This is a genomic window from Streptomyces sp. NPDC001514, assembly GCF_053597075.1.
This window is the reverse complement of record NZ_JBSFHO010000003.1, coordinates 99,682-116,384: the sequence shown is the minus strand read 5'-3', so window position 1 is coordinate 116,384 and position 16,703 is coordinate 99,682. Positions and strand designations below refer to the sequence as shown.

Genomic DNA, 16,703 nt, shown 5'->3' with positions numbered 1-16,703 from the left:
GCGCGAGATGGCAAGAAGGGTCTCCCAGCCGTCGAAGACCTCGGCAGCCGCGGCGAGAGCGGCGGGGACCAAACCGGCATTGAACACCACCGCTGAGACACGACCGTTCCTGACAGCCCGGGCGGCACTCGGGCTGTCCGCGGTCCCTCGGGCGCTACCTCGGGATCAGAGGGACCGCGCGATGAGTTCCTTCATGATTTCGTTGGCGCCGCCGTATATCTTCTGGCCGCGGGCGTCGGCGTAGAGCCGGGCGATGGGGAACTCGCGCATGTAGCCGTTCCCGCCGAAGAGTTGCAGGCAGCGGTCGATCACCGTCAGCTGGGTGTCCGTGAGCCACCACTTGGCCATGGAGGCGGTGGCGGTGTCCAGCTCGCCCTTCAGATGGCGTTCGATGGCACTGTCGACGAAGACCCGGGCGGCGTGCACGAGGGTGGCGCACTCGGCCAGTTCGAACCGTACGTGCTGCAGGTCGAAGAGGGGGCCGCCGAAGGCGCGCCGCTCCTTGGTGTACGTCACGGCCTCCACGAGGGCCCGCTCCATCGCGGCGACGGCCACCACGCCGAGCAGCAGCCGCTCCTGCGGAAGTTGCTGCATCAGCATCGCGAAGCCCGCGCCCTCCTTGCCGAGCAGCCGGTCGGCCGGGATGCGGACGTCGTCGAAGAACAGCTCGCTGGTGTCCTGCGCGTGCATGCCGAGCTTCTTGAGCACGCGACCGCGCTGGAAGCCCGGGGCGTCGGCGGTCTCAAGGACGAGCAGGGAGACTCCCTGCGCGCCGGCGGCCGGATCGGTCTTGGCAGCGACGATGATCAGATCGGCGGTGCCGCCGTTGCTGATGAACGTCTTGGAGCCGTTGAGGACGTAGTGGTCGCCGTCGCGGACCGCGCGGGTGGACATCTCCTTGAGGTCCGAGCCGGCGCCCGGCTCGGTCATCGCTATTGCCCCGACGAGTTCGCCCGAGGCCATACCGGGAAGCCAGCGCCGCTTCTGCTCCGCGGTGCCGTAGGCGAGCAGGTAGTGGGCCACCATGCCGCTGTGGACGATGAGTCCGAGGCCGGTGTCCGTGGCACGGACCTGTTCGCTGAGGACGACGATGTCATGGGCCAGGGTGCCGCCTCCGCCGCCGTACTCCTCGGGGATGGAGCAGCACAGGAGCCCCAGCCCACCGGCCTTGGTCCACACGTCGCGGTCCACGTGCTGCTGTTCGTCGAAGCGGTCGAGGTGCGGGACGACTTCCTTGGCGAAGAAGCGTGCTGCCAGTTCGGTCAGGGACTCGACGTCCTGGTCGAGCCAGGGGGAACGGTAGCTGTCGGTCATCGTCGTCACCCCTGGAATCCGCCGGCGCAGACCAGGGTCTGTCCGCTGATGTAGTCCGACTCCGGCGTGCACAGCAGGTACACGGCGCCGGCGGCCTCCTCGGGTGTGCCGGTCCTGCCGAGAGGGATTTGTTGTTGCGCGGCCTGGAGCAGGCCGGGGTTGACGCCCACCTTGATCTGCCGGCCGGCCACGTCGATCGTGGTGTCGGCGGCGGTGGACTCGGTGAGCCGGGTGGCGATCAGCCCGAAGGCCACGGTGTTGGCGGTGACGTTGTAGCGGCCCCACTCCTTGGCCATGGTCTTGGTCAGACCGATGATCCCGGCCTTGGCAGCGGCGTAACCGGCCTGCCCGGGATTGCCGACCAGACCCGCGATGGAGGAGACGTTGACGACCTTGCGGCAGACGGAGATCCCCTCGGCGCGCTCCTGCTTGACCGCGGCGCTGATCACCGGCTGGGCCGCGCGCAGGATCCGGAACGGGGCGGAGAGGTGGACGTCCAGCATGGCGTGCCACTGCTCGTCGGTCGTCTTCTGGACGACGTTGTCCCAGGTGTAGCCGGCGTTGTTGACGATGATGTGCAGCCCGCCGAAGGTGTTGGCCGCGGCGGCGACGAAGTCCTCCGCGAAGTCCGGGTCGGTGACGCTGCCGATGGCTGCGGTCGCCCGCCCGCCGGCGGCGGTGATCTCGTCGACCGTCTCCTTCGCGGGTGCCTCGTCGAGGTCGTTGACGACCACGGCGGCGCCCTCGCGGGCGAGCTTCAGTGCGATCTGCCGGCCGATGCCCCGGCCGGAGCCGGAGACAAGTGCGACTTTGCCGTCCAGGTTGCCCATGGTGGATCTTTCCTCAGGTGTCAGGGGGGTGGGGGTGGGGGTGCGATCTCGGCGTTGCCGAGGAGGGTGACGGTGCCGTCCGCGAGCGAGACCGTCAGGTCGAGGTGGGCGCGGATCTCGCCGTCCGCCTCGTCGATGCGGGTGACCCGGCCGGAGCAGGTGGGCCGGGCACCGACCGGAGTGATGGCCGCGAAGCGCACGCCGAAGGAGCGGATGTTCTCCTGCGGGGCCCAGTTGGTCGGCCGGGGGCGGCTCGGTGAAGTCAGGAAGGGCAGGAAGGGTGGGACGGCGAGCGCGAGCCGGTGAACCGGCCGCCGAGCGGTCCTCCGGCTCGGTTGGTGCCGTCGGTCGAGTCGGCTCAGGCCACTGCGTCGGCTCAGTCGGTTACGTCGGTTACATCGGTTACGTCCGCGAAAGATCCGTGGCGGCCTGCGCCTCCCGCGAACCGGTCGGCGCCGGCCTGGGTCTCACCTGCGGTCAGCGGGACCATGCCGTGCCGGTACTCGACGGCCAGGGCGTCCGCCTCGCTCAGACCGTGCTGCTCGCGTACGGAGAGCCGGTCGTGGCGCAGGCACAGCTGCGGGAAGGCGGCGATCTCGCGCGCGAGTCGCTCGGCCGCGTTGCGGGCGTCGCCGACCGGGACGAGCCGGTTGGCGAGCCCGATGTCGTACGCCTCGGCGGCCGGGACGGGCCGGCCCGTGAGGATCAGGTCCATGGCGCGGCTCTCGCCGATCAGGCGTGGCAGCCGTACCGTGCCGCCATCGATCAGGGGCACGCCCCAGCGACGGCAGAAGACCCCGAAGACGGCGTCTTCCTCGGCGACTCGCAGATCGCACCAGAGGGCCAGCTCGAGTCCGCCGGCCACCGCGTGTCCGGCGATCGCCGCGATCACGGGCTTGCTCAGCCGCATCCGGGTGGGGCCCATCGGCCCGTCGCCCTCGTCCACCACCTTGTTGCCGCGCTCGGTGCCGACGGCCTTGAGGTCGGCGCCGGCACAGAAGGTGCCGCCCTCGCCCCACAGCACGGCAACGGCCGCGTCCGGATCGGAGTCGAACTCCCGAAAGACATCCGCAAGCTGGGCTGCAGTCGGGCCGTCGACGGCGTTGCGGACCTCGGGCCGACTGAGGATGACCGTCCACACGGGGCCGTCGCGCTCGACCCGGACAGGCGTCTCGATCCGGACAGGGGTCTTACTCATCGTTGTCCCTCCCACAGGGGTCACGTAGGGCCCGGCACAGGAACTTGCCCACCGGCACATGCGCCGACCGGTCGAGGGCCTCTTCGACCTCCACGCAAGTGAGGCTTCAGTCTTCGAAACGAACGCCAGTACGTCCCGCGAAGCGTGCGGCGCCTCGGCGGACGGTCTACGGCAGGCACAGGAGGCACGCTAAACCCTGAACATACAGTCCGTCCAGACGGTATGTTCGCCGATCTTCCGTACCGTACGCTCGCCCCATGCCTCCCACTCGACGCACCCAGCAGGAACGCCGGGAGGAGACCCGGCAACGTCTCCTCGACGCCACCATCGACTGCCTGGTCGAGTACGGCTTCGCCCACACCACCACCCAGCGGGTACAGGAGCGGGCCGGAGTCTCGCGAGGCGCCCTGCTGCACCACTTCGCCTCCAAGGCCGACCTGCTGGCCGCCGCCACCCACCACGTCGCCGAACTCCGCCTCGCACACATCCGCACCGAGACGAGCGGCGGCACACAGAGCCCCGAGAAGGGGCTCGCCCTGCTCCGCGCCGCCATGTCCGGCCCGCACTTCCTCGCCGGGCTCGAGCTGTGGCTGGCCGCCCGTACCGACCCCGACCTCAAGGCGGCCCTGCTGCCCGCGGAACGGGAGGTGGGTGCGGCCCAACGCGCCGTTATCTCCGACATCCTCGGACCGGACGTCACGGCTCGCGAGGACTTCGCCCTGCTCTGCGAATCGCTCCTCGTACTCCACCGGGGCCTCGCACTCACCAGCGTGCTCCGCGAGGACCCGGCCTTCGACGACGAGCTGCTCCGCCTGTGGGCGCTGCGCTTCCTGGGCAAAGCTCAGCCGTGAGCCCGGTGCGCCCGGCCACCAGGACGCAGTAAACAGTGCGCGCGAGTGTGTCACGTACGGGCAAATTATTGGCCTCAGAGGGCAAAGCCGACCTTCGGGCCCTCGGCAATGGCGGTGAGCGGCGCCACTCCCCCACCCCACCACCATCAGGGCTCAGGCCGTTGATGAACCATCGACATGCCGCACGAGGTTGAGTCCCGCACCGCCGGGGCGCCACCACCGCGCCGGCCGAGCCCGACGGGTCGCCGCAGCCGCTCCAGCGCCAGTCGGTGGCGTGGCAGATGAACAGGACCGTGTGGTCGAGCCGCGCTGAGCCGGCCGGCTTGTCTCGACGAACAGCTCGCCCACGCCACCCTTGCCGCCGCCGTCGGTGAAGCGGTAGCGCAGGGTGTGTCTGCCGGGGGACGGCTGATCGGGGCCGGTGATCTCGTAGTAGTGCTCGCGGTCCACCCAGCTGTAGCGGAATGCAGGGCGCCCTCGCGCAGGTACCGCGCCAGCCGCTGAGCGCGGCCGCCCCGGCAGTGTGCACCAGCAACATGGACGTCCTCCCCGCGGGGACGGAGGTCGAGCGGGAGGCGGGTGGGGCCAGGCCCGCACCCACGGCCGTCCACCGCCCCTGGCATGCCGTGGACCGCCGTGGGTGCCGCGGCTCTTGCCGCGCTGGAGGGCGGACTGGTGCTGTACCGCAGGCCAACTCAGCCTTGCGCAGTGCGGGTTCGCCGTGACGGACGCCAGCCCGCCAGCATGCTCCGTAGTGGAGCACGACCGCTTCGCGGATGGGAAGCCATACGGCGACATGTTCGCCGCGGGGCGCGGATGCGGCTGCTGCTGACGATCGAGTCCCCGGGTCAAGAATCTGGTTACGGTCCCGCACTGCGTGTTGGCGGTTCGGGCAGCCAGTCACGAGCCGGGTTGTACTCCAGCCATCGGCTTTGCCCTGCTTCCGCGGCGCAGACGGCGCTGAGGCTGTTCAGCCCGGGGTGCCCGTTTCCGGTGCGCCACAGCAGCGACCAGGCGTACAGCGGTGTGGGATTGACCAGCGGGACGGAGCGCAGCCCGGGGACCTCCGGCAGGGGCACGTCGGCGGGCAGCAGCGAAAAGCGGTTCGGGTCTTCCGCCACCTCGGCGAGGAAGTGGACGAGCCCCAGGTTGACGCCCGCGGCCCTGTTCTGGATGTCGAATCGGTCGGCGAACTGGTGCAGGAAGTCGAGCCGGTCCAGCGCACCGGGTGACCACAGCACGCTGCCGCGCAGCTGGTCCGGCCGCAGTGCCGGCTCGGCTGCGAGCGGGTGGTCCGCACTCAGTACGGCGTCCACCGGTTCGAGGCGGACGAGGCGGTGTGCCAACCCTGCGCGCAGCGGGGGGTGGACCCGGCCGAAGGCCGCGTCGATGTCGCCGTGCATCAGTGCATCCGTCACCGACGGCAGGTCGCGCCCGTGCCCCAACACCAACTCCCCAGCCCGTCCGGCGACCTGGGCCAGCGTCCGCATCGGCGCGTAGAGGTGCCCCCAAACGTCCACGCGCAGCGGACGGTCCTTCCCGACCGCCGCCACGACCGCGGCGTCGGCGGCGGCCACGGTGTGCCGGGCTGGTTGGAGAAAACGCTGTCCGGCCTCGGTGAGGCGTACCCCGGTGCCGCCGCGCTGGAACAGTGCGATGCCGAGCAGGGATTCCAGCCGCGCGATCCGCTTGGACAGCGCCTGCTGGGAGATGGCGAGCGTCCCGGCCGCCCGCCCGAAGTGCAGTTCCTCGGCTGCGCGAACGAAGGCGCGTACCTGCGCGACGTCGAGATCCATGCCTCCCACCATAGGTGACAACCGAAGGTTGTCGGTCGTGCCGGTTCGTTGTTGGATCGCGGGGTGGCTGCGGAGGTTGCATCCTCAGCATGCAAAGACTGATTCCCACGGGGGAAGCCGCGCGTCCGGTCGAGTTCGCCGAGGTTCCCCAGCCCGTCCCGGAGCCCGATGAGGCAATGATCAAGGTCGAGGCGTTCGCGCCGAACCGGGGCGAGACGTTCCTCCTCGAACACCCCCGGCCGGGGCTGCTGCCCGGCAAGGACATCGCGGGGTTCGTCGTGCAGGCCGCCGCGGACGGCTCGGGCCCCGGCATCGGCACCCGCGTGGTCGGGCATCCGGCGCAGGGCGGCTGGGCCGAGTACGCCGCCGTGCCCACTGACTCTCTCGCGGTGCTCCCGGACAGCATCGACAGCGTACGGGCGGCAGCCCTGCCCCTGGCCGGGATCACCGCCCTCCGGCTGCTGGGGGCCTCCCAGTGGGCCCCGGAGCGACGTGAGGCGTACGCCAACGACCTCAGGGACGATCGGTCGCTGATCGCCGTCACCGGCAGCTCCAACCGGTCCAAAGCTGACCAGGATCCAGCCAAGTGGCTGCCCCGCCCCGGCTGTCGAGGCCACATGCCGGTACGGCTCCGGGTGGACGGCAACGAAGCTCAACCGATCGCTGAAGCGGACAACGGCGCGGCCGACAACATCCTGCGCAGCTTCTACGGCAACAACCGCATCATCGACGGCCCAGATGAGGACGTCTCCCTGCCAATCCCGCCGAGGTGTACACCGGCGCCGCCGGTTTGTACAGGCACCAGAAGCACATCCGTAGCCGCGGGGGCAATGAGGGCGCGTGGATGGAGGAGGTCCGTGCCGGGTACCGGATGCTACTGCCGCTGGCTACCCCAGAGGTGTGGGAGAACGACACCGTACGTGTCGCAGAGGCCTCCGATGAGCAGGCGGTTGGTCGTACGCACCGGGTGACGGCGCTTGGTGAGATCTCCTCGTTCCCTGTGCTGCGGACCGTGTGGCCGGAGGAGCGACCGGAAGCCGGTCACTGTATGAACGGCGGTACCTTCACGACGCCGGGTGGGGCGGCATGCTCGCGCGCGCCCAGCGAGGGACCGGCTCACGGGTACCGACGGGGACAGACCTGCGGCGCCGGCCGGTGCGGTGGCACGAAGACGGCGCCGGCTTGGAGGGAGGCCCCGGACTCAGGTCTGCGGCGTTTGTCGGGCTCACTGGATCGGGGAGTCGCGCGGGGGGAGTTGGATGGTGCGCTCCCGGTCGACGGATTCGACGCCGTCGACCGCCTCCAGGGCTGGTATCCGGTCCTCCGCGACGGTGCCGGAGAGCGTGCCGAGGAGCGGTTGCTCGCCCGTGACCGTCAGCCCGGCCCGCCGCAAGGCCTCGACCACTTCCGCGAACCGGTCGGGATCGACCGCGAGGATGACCCCGACCGGCGCGGAATGGGAAGACTCGCTCACGGCGCCTGGAGCAGACCCGAGCCGATGTCCCCGACGGGCTGCGTCAGCGGGAACGCACCGGACAGCAGACTGGCCTTGAGGTCGGCCGCGGAAGCGTTGGGGTTCCCCTGGGCGAGCAGTGCGAGGACACCCGCGACGTGTGGCGTGGCCATGCTGGTGCCGCTCAAGCTCTGGTACCCGCCGCCAGGGGCGGCCGAGCGCACGTCCCTGCCGGGCGCGGCGATGTTGATCTCGCCGCCCTGGCCGTTGATGCCGCCGTTGGAGAAGAACGACGGCGTGAGTGCCTTGTCGAGCGCGCTCACCGCGACGATGGAGGGGCAGTTGGCGGGCCGGCTGACGGGCTCGATGCGCGGGGGCCGACCGCTGTCGTTGCCCGCGGCAGCGACGATCACCGTCCCGCGCTCGAGCGCGCGTTGGGCCAGCTTCTCGTAGGTCTGCGGGAAGAGCTCACCCGGTCGGACCCGAGCACCGAGCGACATGGAGATCACCCGCGCGCCGCGGGCGACGGCCCAGGCCATGCCTGCCAGGATCTGGCCGTCGGGGCCGCTGCCCGCGTTGCTGAGCACCTTCGCCGCGAGGATCCGGGCGTCGCAGGCCACGCCGTAGCGGGGTCCCTGCTGGGGGTTGGCCGAACCGGCGGCGGTGCCGATGCAGTGCGTGCCGTGGCCATTGCCGTCCTCGACGACCTCGCCGGGCACGAAGGAGGTCGTCGCCTCGATGCGCCCGACCAGGTCCGGGTGGTCGGTGTCCACGCCGGTGTCGAGGACGGCGATCTTCACATCGCGTCCGGTCAGGCTGGACAGGTTGGCCCGGATCGCCTGCAGGCCCCAGGTCCAGTTCTGCTCGTCCCAGGCCGGGCCCTGGGCTGCGGCGATTTCGGCCCTGGTGTGGCGGGCGACTACTTCCTCGTCGCTGCGGTAGGCCGGGAAGAACTCGGTCGGCGCCTGCTGCGGGGCGGTGATCGGCAAGGCGTAGACCATGCGCTCCGGCTCCGCCGCGATGATCGAGGATTCCGCCTCGGCAGTGGTCACCAGCGCGTGGCGCTGCTCGGGCCGCACCTCGACGACGGCGGCGCCGAGTTCCTCGAAGAGCACCGAGACGTCGGGGCGCTCAAGGAGTTCGGCCACGTTCGCGGTCTCGGTTCCTCGGACACGTTCGACGGACGCGATGTCGGCGGAGGAACGCAGTGCGTTCAGTCCGCTCTCCTGGTCTCTCGGGTCGAGCAGGACCACGTACCGGCCGGTGTACTCCGCACCCAGGCCGGTGACGGGGCCATTGGGCCGATCGGGCTGCTCGCCGAAGGCGCGCCTGTCCATGGGTCCGTTCGCCATTGAATTTCCCGCCTTCTGTGCGCTTTCCCCGGTTCGTGGACGCGCGCCGATTCACGGAGTGTCAGGCGTCAAGTGGGTGGGGCGCGGTTCAGTCGTGTATCGACGCGTAGTGCCGTCGCCTGCAAGGCTGTCCCTCGCCAGGCCGTCGGCATTGGCCCCTCGAACACCGTCGCACTGGGGACAGAGGCCCGCAACACGGCGTCGCTGCGCCAGGCGGTGTCGGTGGGGTTCACGCACGCTCAGTAGCCACTGGCGCTGTCTGAACCGGCTACGAGGAATACGTCGGACAGCGGCGCGGTGTTCCTGTCACCGGTGATGCGAATCTCGTACGTTCCGGCCCCGAGAGGTCCCAAGTCGAGCCTCTGCCGATGTCGCGCCAGCTGCACCGAACGGTTGATCACGTTGGCCTGCGTTCCCCGGTCCATTACCGTGATCTTCGCATCGATCTGCGGGAGCTGGCTCTCGCTGAGCCTGCTGATGGCGCCAAGTTCCATGGAGACGGGCTCGTCCGGCAAATAGAAGTCGTCACCGCTGTAGCTGAAAAACGTGGTCACTGCGGCACGCAAATCCGTTGCCGACGGCTCATCCAGGGTTTGCAGCACACCCTTGAGGTGGTCAAGCATCGAGTCCTGGTTCTGCAGACTTGCGTGCAACTGCGGCGTGAAGGTACGGGCATTCTGCGTACCGTCGAGGTAGGCGGAGATCCTGGGTACCGTGCCGTCGCCTGCTTCGTCATATCCTTCCCGGTCCATGAGGACCTCCAGCTTCCGCTCTTTCAGGCGGGCCGACTGCCGGGTGGGCTGGTCGATTCCCACGATCGGGATGTAGGAGACCGGATTGGTCTTCCACATGCTGGAGGCACGATTTTCAGTGGCAGCATCGTCCATCTCGGCGCGGAAGCTCCTTGCATGGTCGTCCCAGCCGGTCTTCCATCCTGGTAGACCGGCATTGGCAGGGGTTACGGCCTGGCCGTCAGGGCCGTAGATGCATCGGTAGTCGGGGACCAGTTGGTGCACGGAGGTGAACGAGCGCAGCAAGGTGGTGAGATCCTGCACGAACGGACCGAGCCGCTTGCGAAAGCCGTTGACGAGGAAATCGACTGCATTGAGCGACCCGTAGAAGGGCGTGCCAAAGGTCACGACAGCCCGGGTGTTCTCCCAGCCGCCGAGTACTTCGACGAAGTAACGGGCGACCAGGCCTCCCATGGAGTGCCCGACCAGAACCAGTTGCGCCTGGTCGTTGCCGTGCCCCTGTCGCCAGTTCTTGAGCCACGTTCGACTCTGCTCGGCCAGCCGAGATGCGGCTGCGCGGTTGTCGCGGCGCCAGTCGTACGGGAACGGGAAGTAGTTCTGACCTTTCTCGAGGTCGAACTGCTCCAGCAGGAACTTCTCGATTGCGGTGTAGCCGTCGATCTTCCACAGCCCCGGGAGGGTGTGGATGTCCGATACCAGACGCTCAGCGATAATGCCGTCGCCGAGATCGGGAGCGTGCCAGTCGTCATTCTGCAATGCCAACGAGTGCACTGACCGGCCGAGAGATGCCAGTGCGTTGAGCAGGGCGCCGGCCGAGGGGGCCCACACATCCTTGCCGTCCTTGGTGAGCACGCTTCCAGTGATGCCAGGCAAGAGCACGACGACATCGGCCATCGGAATCTTGCTCATGCTCGGACCTCCTAGTCCTCAGTGGTCCCCCGGAACCGATCCGTCGGGTCACCGTAATGCTGGTAGGCGGCCCACGCGTTCCAACGATGATGGTCGAGCGACTTGGCTTCATCGAACCCGGTGCCCATCTGACGGCCGCTGCGCGCATTGAACGTCCTCCGGCGAGCAGCCTGGACGGCGTCGCCCACCGTATGAGCACTGTCGAGCAGCGTTTCGTAAAAAGACTGGGCGAATGCCCGGCCCTGCGCGTCGGGTATCCGCCACGCCGCTCCGACGTAGTGCACCACTCCCGCGCGCAGGAACTCGTCAGCGACCTTGAACACACCCTCCACTGCGGGCTTCACCTTCGCCGAGTAGCAGGCGTTGGCAACCACTATTCTCGGTGGCCGTGCGAGTTGCGCCAGCTCCTGGGCTGTCAGCAGACCGTCTGCGAAGACCCAGCCAGAAGGCCCGGAGTCGTCGAATGTCCCATGCCCACAGTAGTGGACGATGTGGTATCGACCGCTGAGCAGGGCACGTAGCACGTCAATTCGGGTCGCTGGATCTTCGTCTGCCTCCCTCTTGTCAAAGTTCGGCGCCCCAATGAGTGCTCTGACGTTCACTCCGTTGCGGCACAACACATTCTTGACCGCTCGAGCCTCGTCGCGTGCCCCCTCGAGATCCATACCCTGCGCCGGATCTCCGGGGTCAGCGATGATCAGTGCTTGCGGCGGCCCACCACTCAGTTCTTCGGCGACATTGACGGACGAGTACTGCGTTCGGAGGTTTCGCGAGATGGGGGTTCGCACAGCCAGCGGGGATTGTTGACGACCCACGTCCTGTTGGATGTCGGCGAGGAATTCCCACGGGACGATAGCCGTAGTCCGATCAAGCTCCAGGACCACGGGTGCCTCATCCGAGACCAGCCACTGGAACTCAAGGGGCACCACCAGCCGCGAGAGCAGGTCAGGGAGTTCACGCGCGTCCTCGATGCTCGGCTCGGTGAGCCGCTCCACCAGCTGGCGGAGCAGGTCCTGATCGATTCTGACCTCCCGTTCCGGCACCGTGGCGCGCTCCGCCAGAGCAGCCCAGCGCAGCCCCTTGTCCGAGCGAAGGACCGAGATATTGACAGGCAATGACTCCTGCGCCGGGTCCGGGTTCACATGAGTAATTACCGAGAGATCAGTGGGGTCGATATCAGCGATCTCGGCGAGCTTCTCCCTGACCCTGTCACGAACGCCCTCATCACCGATGTTCGCAAGCACTTCCCCCAGAACGCCTTCGTCGGCCGGGTCGCCTGTTCGGCCGTCATCTCCTGCCGGTGATGCGCTTGACCGAGCCAGTCTGGCGAGCTCGACGACCGCGAACACCGCCGCGGAGGCTCGCCCGACCTTTCCGCCGCCGGCCTGGAGCAGGTCGTTCGCAACTTGGATCCGAGGAACGCCTTCGACCGACTCACGTAGGGCACGGTGGACCTTGTCCGCTCGCAATCGATCGATCTCGACGACCACAACGTCGATCGGCACGGATTGGCCCGGTGGCACCGAGACGGCTTTCAGCGCCGCATCGAATCCACGGATGAGGGCTTGTGCGGCCTGTCTCACCTGAAGATTCCCAGCACCTGAACCGATGAGCACGATTGCCGCTTTGCTGACGTGGTCCAGGGAGAGCAGTTCGCCGAGCAGAGACTCGTACAGCCGCGCCGCGCGCCGTTCCGTAAAGCTGCCCATTCGCCCCATACCAACGACTGCGGCAGAGCGGACCGGGCCGGCCTTGCAAGGGAAGTACGACACCTTCCCCAGCTTGGCGTCGATCCAGCCGCGCCGATTGTGCTCCGCGATCACCTGCCGGCCGCTGGACGAGATGGCCCGGTCCAGGGCGCGCTCCGCGGCACTGGGCGTGACGCCCTGGTAGTGCCCGGTCGCATGCAAGTCGGCCTGAACCTCGACGAGGTCGCCCCACGCCACACTCACCGTAAGACCGGGCCCTTCCAGGCCCACATCTTGTTCCAGCCCCTCGCGACGTGATGAGAGCACATTGCCAGGCGCCGGTCCGCGTTCGAGCAGGTCGCTGATACCGATCTCGGGGTGGCTCATCAGAGCTCCCTTGGATGGCTGAAAAGCCCCTCACCCCACGCTACGATGCATCGTCACAGCAGGGCAATTAAGCACATATCAGACATGCTTAGTGACTCACGGACGCGTGCACCTGTCAACAGGGTTCCTCGTGAGCATCCGGTCAAGCCACCCCCGCCTTTGAACGTTCACAGACGCCGACGCCTCGCCTTTGAACGTTCACAGATGCCGACTGCCCCCATTTTCGTCGCAGCCATGGGAAAGTCGCAGGCCATGGATCGTGACAGGTCCCGCGCGACCGCAGTGGCCACCGAGATGGGGCGAGCGCGGTCGTCAGCCCGACGGCATCGACAAGATCCGCCAGTAGAAGTGCATCGCGACGTTTGGTCCGGGGTTCTTGCGGGCCGGACGGCGAGTTCGTGCAATGGAGGATCCGGAAGCGGGAGCCCTCGACGGCGACGGTGACAGCGCCGACCACGCATTCCGGCACTCCGCTGGGGACCTTACAAGGCTTGGGCGACTTCCTGACATACCCTTGGCTCCCTGTCCCTGTTCCGGCGGCCCCGCCGCGCAGTGAACCCGCCCGATGCTGCCGGGAACCGCATGGGCGGGCGCCGTCAACTGTCTCCAGTCTGGTCGCCGACGAAAGGGCCGGGATGAACGGCAATCCGCTCCACTACTGGATCGCCCTCGCTGTGTCGACGGCGATCATGCTGCCGCTGCCGGTGGCGATGCTGTCCGGCTGGACACCACCGTGGATGCGGAAGCGACAGGCAGGGATGCGGCTTCGCGCCTACGGCTTCCTGTGCATCTACGCCCTGATGCCCCTCAACGGCATCCCCCGGATCGCCGACGCCTCCGACGAGACGGTTACGGCCTGTATGACCGTGGGCTTCGGCTGCCCCGCCGCCGCCGCAGTCCTGTTCCTGCTCGCGGAACGCAAGGACTCAGGCGCCCGGACCGCCGGCCACACCGAACCCCGCGAAAGCTGACTCCTTGTCGGCACCCGCCGCGTCCCTGCCGGAGGGGTCAATCCCGTTCGTTCGGCCGCTATGTGATCGCCACGTTCGTCGCCCCAGTCGCCTCAGCGGTCTCAGCGTCGGCGCGTCGCGGCGGGTTCGTGGTGGGGATCTCCTCCACCGCGGGGTTTCCGCCCCACCGGGCGCGCGCGGGGACCTCCTCGCCCTTCATCAGGAAGGAGTCCGGGGCCAGTACCGCGCCGTCGCCCATCGTCACGCCGTAATGGACGTGGGCGCCGACGCCGAGGGTGCACTGGTCGCCGATGGTGCTGTAGTCGGACTTGAAGGTGCCGTCCTCCTGGGAGTGGCACTGGATCTTGCTCCCCGCGTTGAGCGTGCAGTCGTCGCCGAGGGTGGTCAGGGTCCGTTCCGTCAGATAGCAGCCGTCGTCGAACACTCTGCGGCCGATCCGGACCCCCAGGAGCCGCCAGATCACGTTCTTGAACGGGGTGCCGTTGAAGATGTTGAGGTATTCGTCGGGGACCTTCCAGAGGCGCTCGTGCCACCAGAAGTACGGCTCGTAGATGGAGCACAGCTGCGGTCGCAGCGCGCGGAAGCCCGCGATGCCACGCTCCACCAGGACGTAGTAGAGGGCGGAGAACGCGAGTGAGATCACCAGGTACGCGGCGATCACCGCTGCCCCGAGAATGCCGTAGAAGTCGACGGTCACGAGGCCTGTCGCGGTGAGTACGAACACGAACAGCCAGCGCAGGAACAGGTGCAACACCATCGAGCGGATGTTGTAGCGGTTCTTCGCCGCCAGATTGCGGCGCAGTTCGTCTCCGGTCCTGAAGTGGTCGAAGCGGTTGTCGCGCTCGACCGACCTGGGTATCTCGAAGCAGGGCGAGCCGAGCAGTCCCACACCCTCACGCACCTCGCCGTCCAGCGGAACCATCACCTTCGTGGCGAGGAGGCAGTTCTCGCCCGTCCTGGCCCCCGAGGGATAGGCGATGTTGTTCCCGAGGAAGTTGTGTGCACCGATCGATGTCCGCGAGACACGGAAGGACGTGCTCGAGAAGTCCGCGTTCATGATCGAGAGACCGTCCGCGATCATCGTCCCGCTGCCGATGGAGCTCAGATACGGCGTCTCGTGCTGCACTTCGGTGCCGAAATTGGATCCGGTCTGCTCGACCCCGGACAGGTCGTATCCGAGGCCTCGCAAGTAGTGGACGATGTAGGAGCTGTCCCCGAACAGCCAGGTGAAGAACTTGACGTTGGTCATGCGGGCGATCGCGCGGTGCACCGAGTAGTGCAGTCCGTAGAGTGGATAGACCTTGTCCGGTTGGACCACCAGGTTCAGCAGTCGGGGAACGGTGTACAGCACGGCCAGGCCCAGGACGACGGCTCCGAAGAAGAACACGGCGGAAACAAGCAGCGCGTCGACGTAGATCCCGGCAGAGGTGAGGCTCACCCTGCCCGGAGCCAGCACCCTTGCGACCGCCGGAAGCTCGGTCAGCACCATGTACACGAGGCCGATGGTCAACGGCGTGTACAGGAAGAACGTCTGGAGCACGGTGGTGAGGGCATAGCCGGCCCGGCGCAGTGTGCCGCAGGCCCTCGGCTCGACCCGTACGTAATCGAGCTCTGTGCGCTGCGCCGGGGATCCGTGCCACCGTTCACCGGCCGGTACCGCCTGACCGCTGTACAGCGCGGAGGTGTGGCCGAGTTGTGAGCCGTCACCCATCGATGTGTCGATGTCGAGCACGGTCTTCTCGCCGATGAAGGCGTCCTGGCCGATGGTGATCCCACCGGTCTGGATACGTCCGGCATGCGCCCGGTAGCACTGGAGGACCGCTTCCTTGCGGATCACCGTGCCGGCGCCGATCGTGAGCAGATCGGTGCAGATTGGCACGGAGTGGGACAGGATCGTGACCCCCTTGCCGATACGTGCGCCGAGGGCCCGCAGATACAGCACGTACAGCGGATTACCGGTGAAAAGGACCATCGGATTGGCGTGGATCAGCACCTTGACGGTCCAGAAGCGCAGATAGGTCAGACCCCACACCGGGAACTCGCAGGGTTTCCACCGGCCGATGAGGATCCACTTGGCCGCGATCGGGAACGTGCACATGGCCAGCACGCCCGCGCTGCCGAAGAGAGCGGACCGCAGATAGAAGTCGACCAGGCCCGAACCGTCAGCGACCCATACATAGCCCCGCACGGCGACGAATCCGGCGACCGAGGAGTAGCCGAGGAAGACCAGGAGCTGTGCCGCGCCGGAGAGGACGTACCGCAAGGTGCTGGTAGGTACCGCCGCCGGCACTTCCGAGACCGACAGCTCGGCCGGAACCGGTGGCTGGGCGGCAGGGGAAGGGGCCGCGTCCGCAAGAGCCGTCGCCAGGCTCCGGAGCGTCGGGTACCGGTAGATGTCCTTCATCGACACCGACGGCAGGTCTGTCCGCTTCCTGACCCGGGCGCAGAACTGGGCCATCAGCAGCGAGTTGGCCCCGAGGTCGTCGAAGAAATGGCCGTCGACCGACACCCGCTCGACACCCATGACGTCGGCCAGAACCTCCGCGAGATTCGTCCCGGTGTCCGTCACCGGGCCGACGTCGCTGCGCTTGGAGAGCGCAGGTTCATCGGGCTCGGGCGTCAACACCTCGACAGACTTCTCCACCATGCGAGCTCCTTGCGGATACGTCGGCCACCCTGGGCCGGGCGCCGGGTGCCAATGCCGGCTCGGCGCCGGCCGGAGCCGGCAACCCGGAAGCCACGGGCTTGTGCGCTCCCTACACCTGGTCACACGGCCAGGACTGCCACTGTCCGCCGCCCCCCGCCGAGGTGCCACTGGAACCGGCCCTGCCGGCACGGCGCGGCCCCGGAAAAGAGCCCGTAAGCACCGGTGTCGACATGCCCCGGTCCTGGCGCTGGACGCCTTCCGCCGAACGAGTGACTCGGCAGACTCACACGCCCTCCGTGACAGAAGCGGCCGCGCCTTCCGGGTCGTAGCGCACGGTGAGGGCGTCACCCGCCTCCACGTACTCCTTGCAGCCGTCCCCCTCGGAGAGGTCCGGTGATATCCGCTGCTTCAGCGGCACCCGCACCAGGGCGAACAGCGGCACCAGCACCGACGCCAGCGGCAGCACCAGCCAGGCGAGCGCCACAGCGACTCTGTCTCTCCCCCCACCGAGGGGTGAGCCTAACGGCCCACGACAGCCCTCACCGCCGCCGCCGG

13 protein-coding genes and 2 pseudogenes are annotated in these 16,703 nt (G+C 68.0%); 4 read left to right on the top strand and 11 right to left on the bottom strand.

Annotated elements, in window-relative coordinates; all coding sequences use genetic code 11:
- Positions 1–165: 165 nt before the first annotated feature.
- The 4 genes from ACWCXB_RS05100 to ACWCXB_RS05085 form a co-directional block, all read right to left on the bottom strand.
- The gene (locus ACWCXB_RS05100) at positions 166–1,314 is read right to left on the bottom strand and encodes an acyl-CoA dehydrogenase family protein (protein ID WP_450719133.1); all 1,149 of its coding nucleotides are present in this window, start codon (positions 1,312–1,314) and stop codon (positions 166–168) included.
- 5 nt (positions 1,315–1,319) lie between these two features.
- Positions 1,320–2,144 carry an SDR family NAD(P)-dependent oxidoreductase gene (locus ACWCXB_RS05095; protein WP_450719131.1) on the bottom strand — a complete coding sequence of 275 codons (825 nt, stop codon included), beginning with the start codon at positions 2,142–2,144 and terminating at the stop codon, positions 1,320–1,322.
- Positions 2,145–2,164: 20 nt separating this feature from the next.
- Entirely contained in the window at positions 2,165–2,344 is a 180-nt protein-coding gene (locus ACWCXB_RS05090) for a hypothetical protein (protein WP_450719129.1), read from the bottom strand.
- A 176-nt stretch (positions 2,345–2,520) separates the two neighbouring features.
- Positions 2,521–3,342, bottom strand: a complete 822-nt coding sequence (locus ACWCXB_RS05085; protein WP_450719127.1) for a crotonase/enoyl-CoA hydratase family protein — start codon at positions 3,340–3,342, stop codon at positions 2,521–2,523.
- 257 nt (positions 3,343–3,599) lie between these two features.
- On the opposite strand from ACWCXB_RS05085, the gene ACWCXB_RS05080 reads away from it, so the two are divergent.
- On the top strand, positions 3,600–4,193 hold the full coding sequence (locus ACWCXB_RS05080; protein WP_450719125.1) for a TetR/AcrR family transcriptional regulator: 594 nt from the start codon (positions 3,600–3,602) through the stop codon (positions 4,191–4,193).
- A gap of 860 nt (positions 4,194–5,053) precedes the next feature.
- Here the strand turns inward: ACWCXB_RS05080 and ACWCXB_RS05075 are convergent.
- Positions 5,054–5,989 carry a LysR family transcriptional regulator gene (locus tag ACWCXB_RS05075; RefSeq protein WP_450719123.1) on the bottom strand — a complete coding sequence of 312 codons (936 nt, stop codon included), beginning with the start codon at positions 5,987–5,989 and terminating at the stop codon, positions 5,054–5,056.
- A gap of 89 nt (positions 5,990–6,078) precedes the next feature.
- On the opposite strand from ACWCXB_RS05075, the pseudogene ACWCXB_RS05070 reads away from it, so the two are divergent.
- Positions 6,079–6,453, top strand: a pseudogene (locus ACWCXB_RS05070) (alcohol dehydrogenase catalytic domain-containing protein); the annotation flags it as partial.
- Between the two features lie 305 nt (positions 6,454–6,758).
- A pseudogene (locus ACWCXB_RS05065) lies at positions 6,759–6,947 on the top strand (hypothetical protein); the annotation flags it as partial.
- Positions 6,948–7,214: 267 nt separating this feature from the next.
- On the opposite strand, the gene ACWCXB_RS05060 reads toward ACWCXB_RS05065, so the two are convergent.
- From ACWCXB_RS05060 to ACWCXB_RS05045, 4 genes are all read right to left on the bottom strand, one after another.
- Entirely contained in the window at positions 7,215–7,463 is a 249-nt protein-coding gene (locus ACWCXB_RS05060) for a hypothetical protein (RefSeq protein WP_450719121.1), read from the bottom strand.
- Positions 7,460–8,794 carry a S8 family peptidase gene (locus ACWCXB_RS05055; RefSeq protein WP_450719119.1) on the bottom strand — a complete coding sequence of 445 codons (1,335 nt, stop codon included), beginning with the start codon at positions 8,792–8,794 and terminating at the stop codon, positions 7,460–7,462. The genes ACWCXB_RS05060 and ACWCXB_RS05055 overlap by 4 nt, the downstream gene beginning before the upstream one ends.
- 239 nt (positions 8,795–9,033) lie before the next feature.
- Positions 9,034–10,455, bottom strand: a complete 1,422-nt coding sequence (locus ACWCXB_RS05050) for an alpha/beta fold hydrolase (RefSeq protein ID WP_450719117.1) — start codon at positions 10,453–10,455, stop codon at positions 9,034–9,036.
- An 11-nt stretch (positions 10,456–10,466) separates the two neighbouring features.
- Positions 10,467–12,530, bottom strand: a complete 2,064-nt coding sequence (locus tag ACWCXB_RS05045) for a CHAT domain-containing protein (RefSeq protein ID WP_450719115.1) — start codon at positions 12,528–12,530, stop codon at positions 10,467–10,469.
- Positions 12,531–13,165: 635 nt separating this feature from the next.
- On the opposite strand from ACWCXB_RS05045, the gene ACWCXB_RS05040 reads away from it, so the two are divergent.
- Positions 13,166–13,501 carry a hypothetical protein gene (locus ACWCXB_RS05040; protein ID WP_450719113.1) on the top strand — a complete coding sequence of 112 codons (336 nt, stop codon included), beginning with the start codon at positions 13,166–13,168 and terminating at the stop codon, positions 13,499–13,501.
- 58 nt (positions 13,502–13,559) lie between these two features.
- On the opposite strand, the gene ACWCXB_RS05035 is transcribed toward ACWCXB_RS05040, so the two are convergent.
- The gene (locus ACWCXB_RS05035) at positions 13,560–16,148 is read right to left on the bottom strand and encodes a Pls/PosA family non-ribosomal peptide synthetase (RefSeq protein WP_450719111.1); all 2,589 of its coding nucleotides are present in this window, start codon (positions 16,146–16,148) and stop codon (positions 13,560–13,562) included.
- A 283-nt stretch (positions 16,149–16,431) separates the two neighbouring features.
- A complete protein-coding gene (locus ACWCXB_RS05030; RefSeq protein WP_450719109.1) occupies positions 16,432–16,632 on the bottom strand; it encodes a hypothetical protein in 201 nt (66 codons plus the stop codon).
- Between the last annotated feature and the right edge of the window lie 71 nt (positions 16,633–16,703).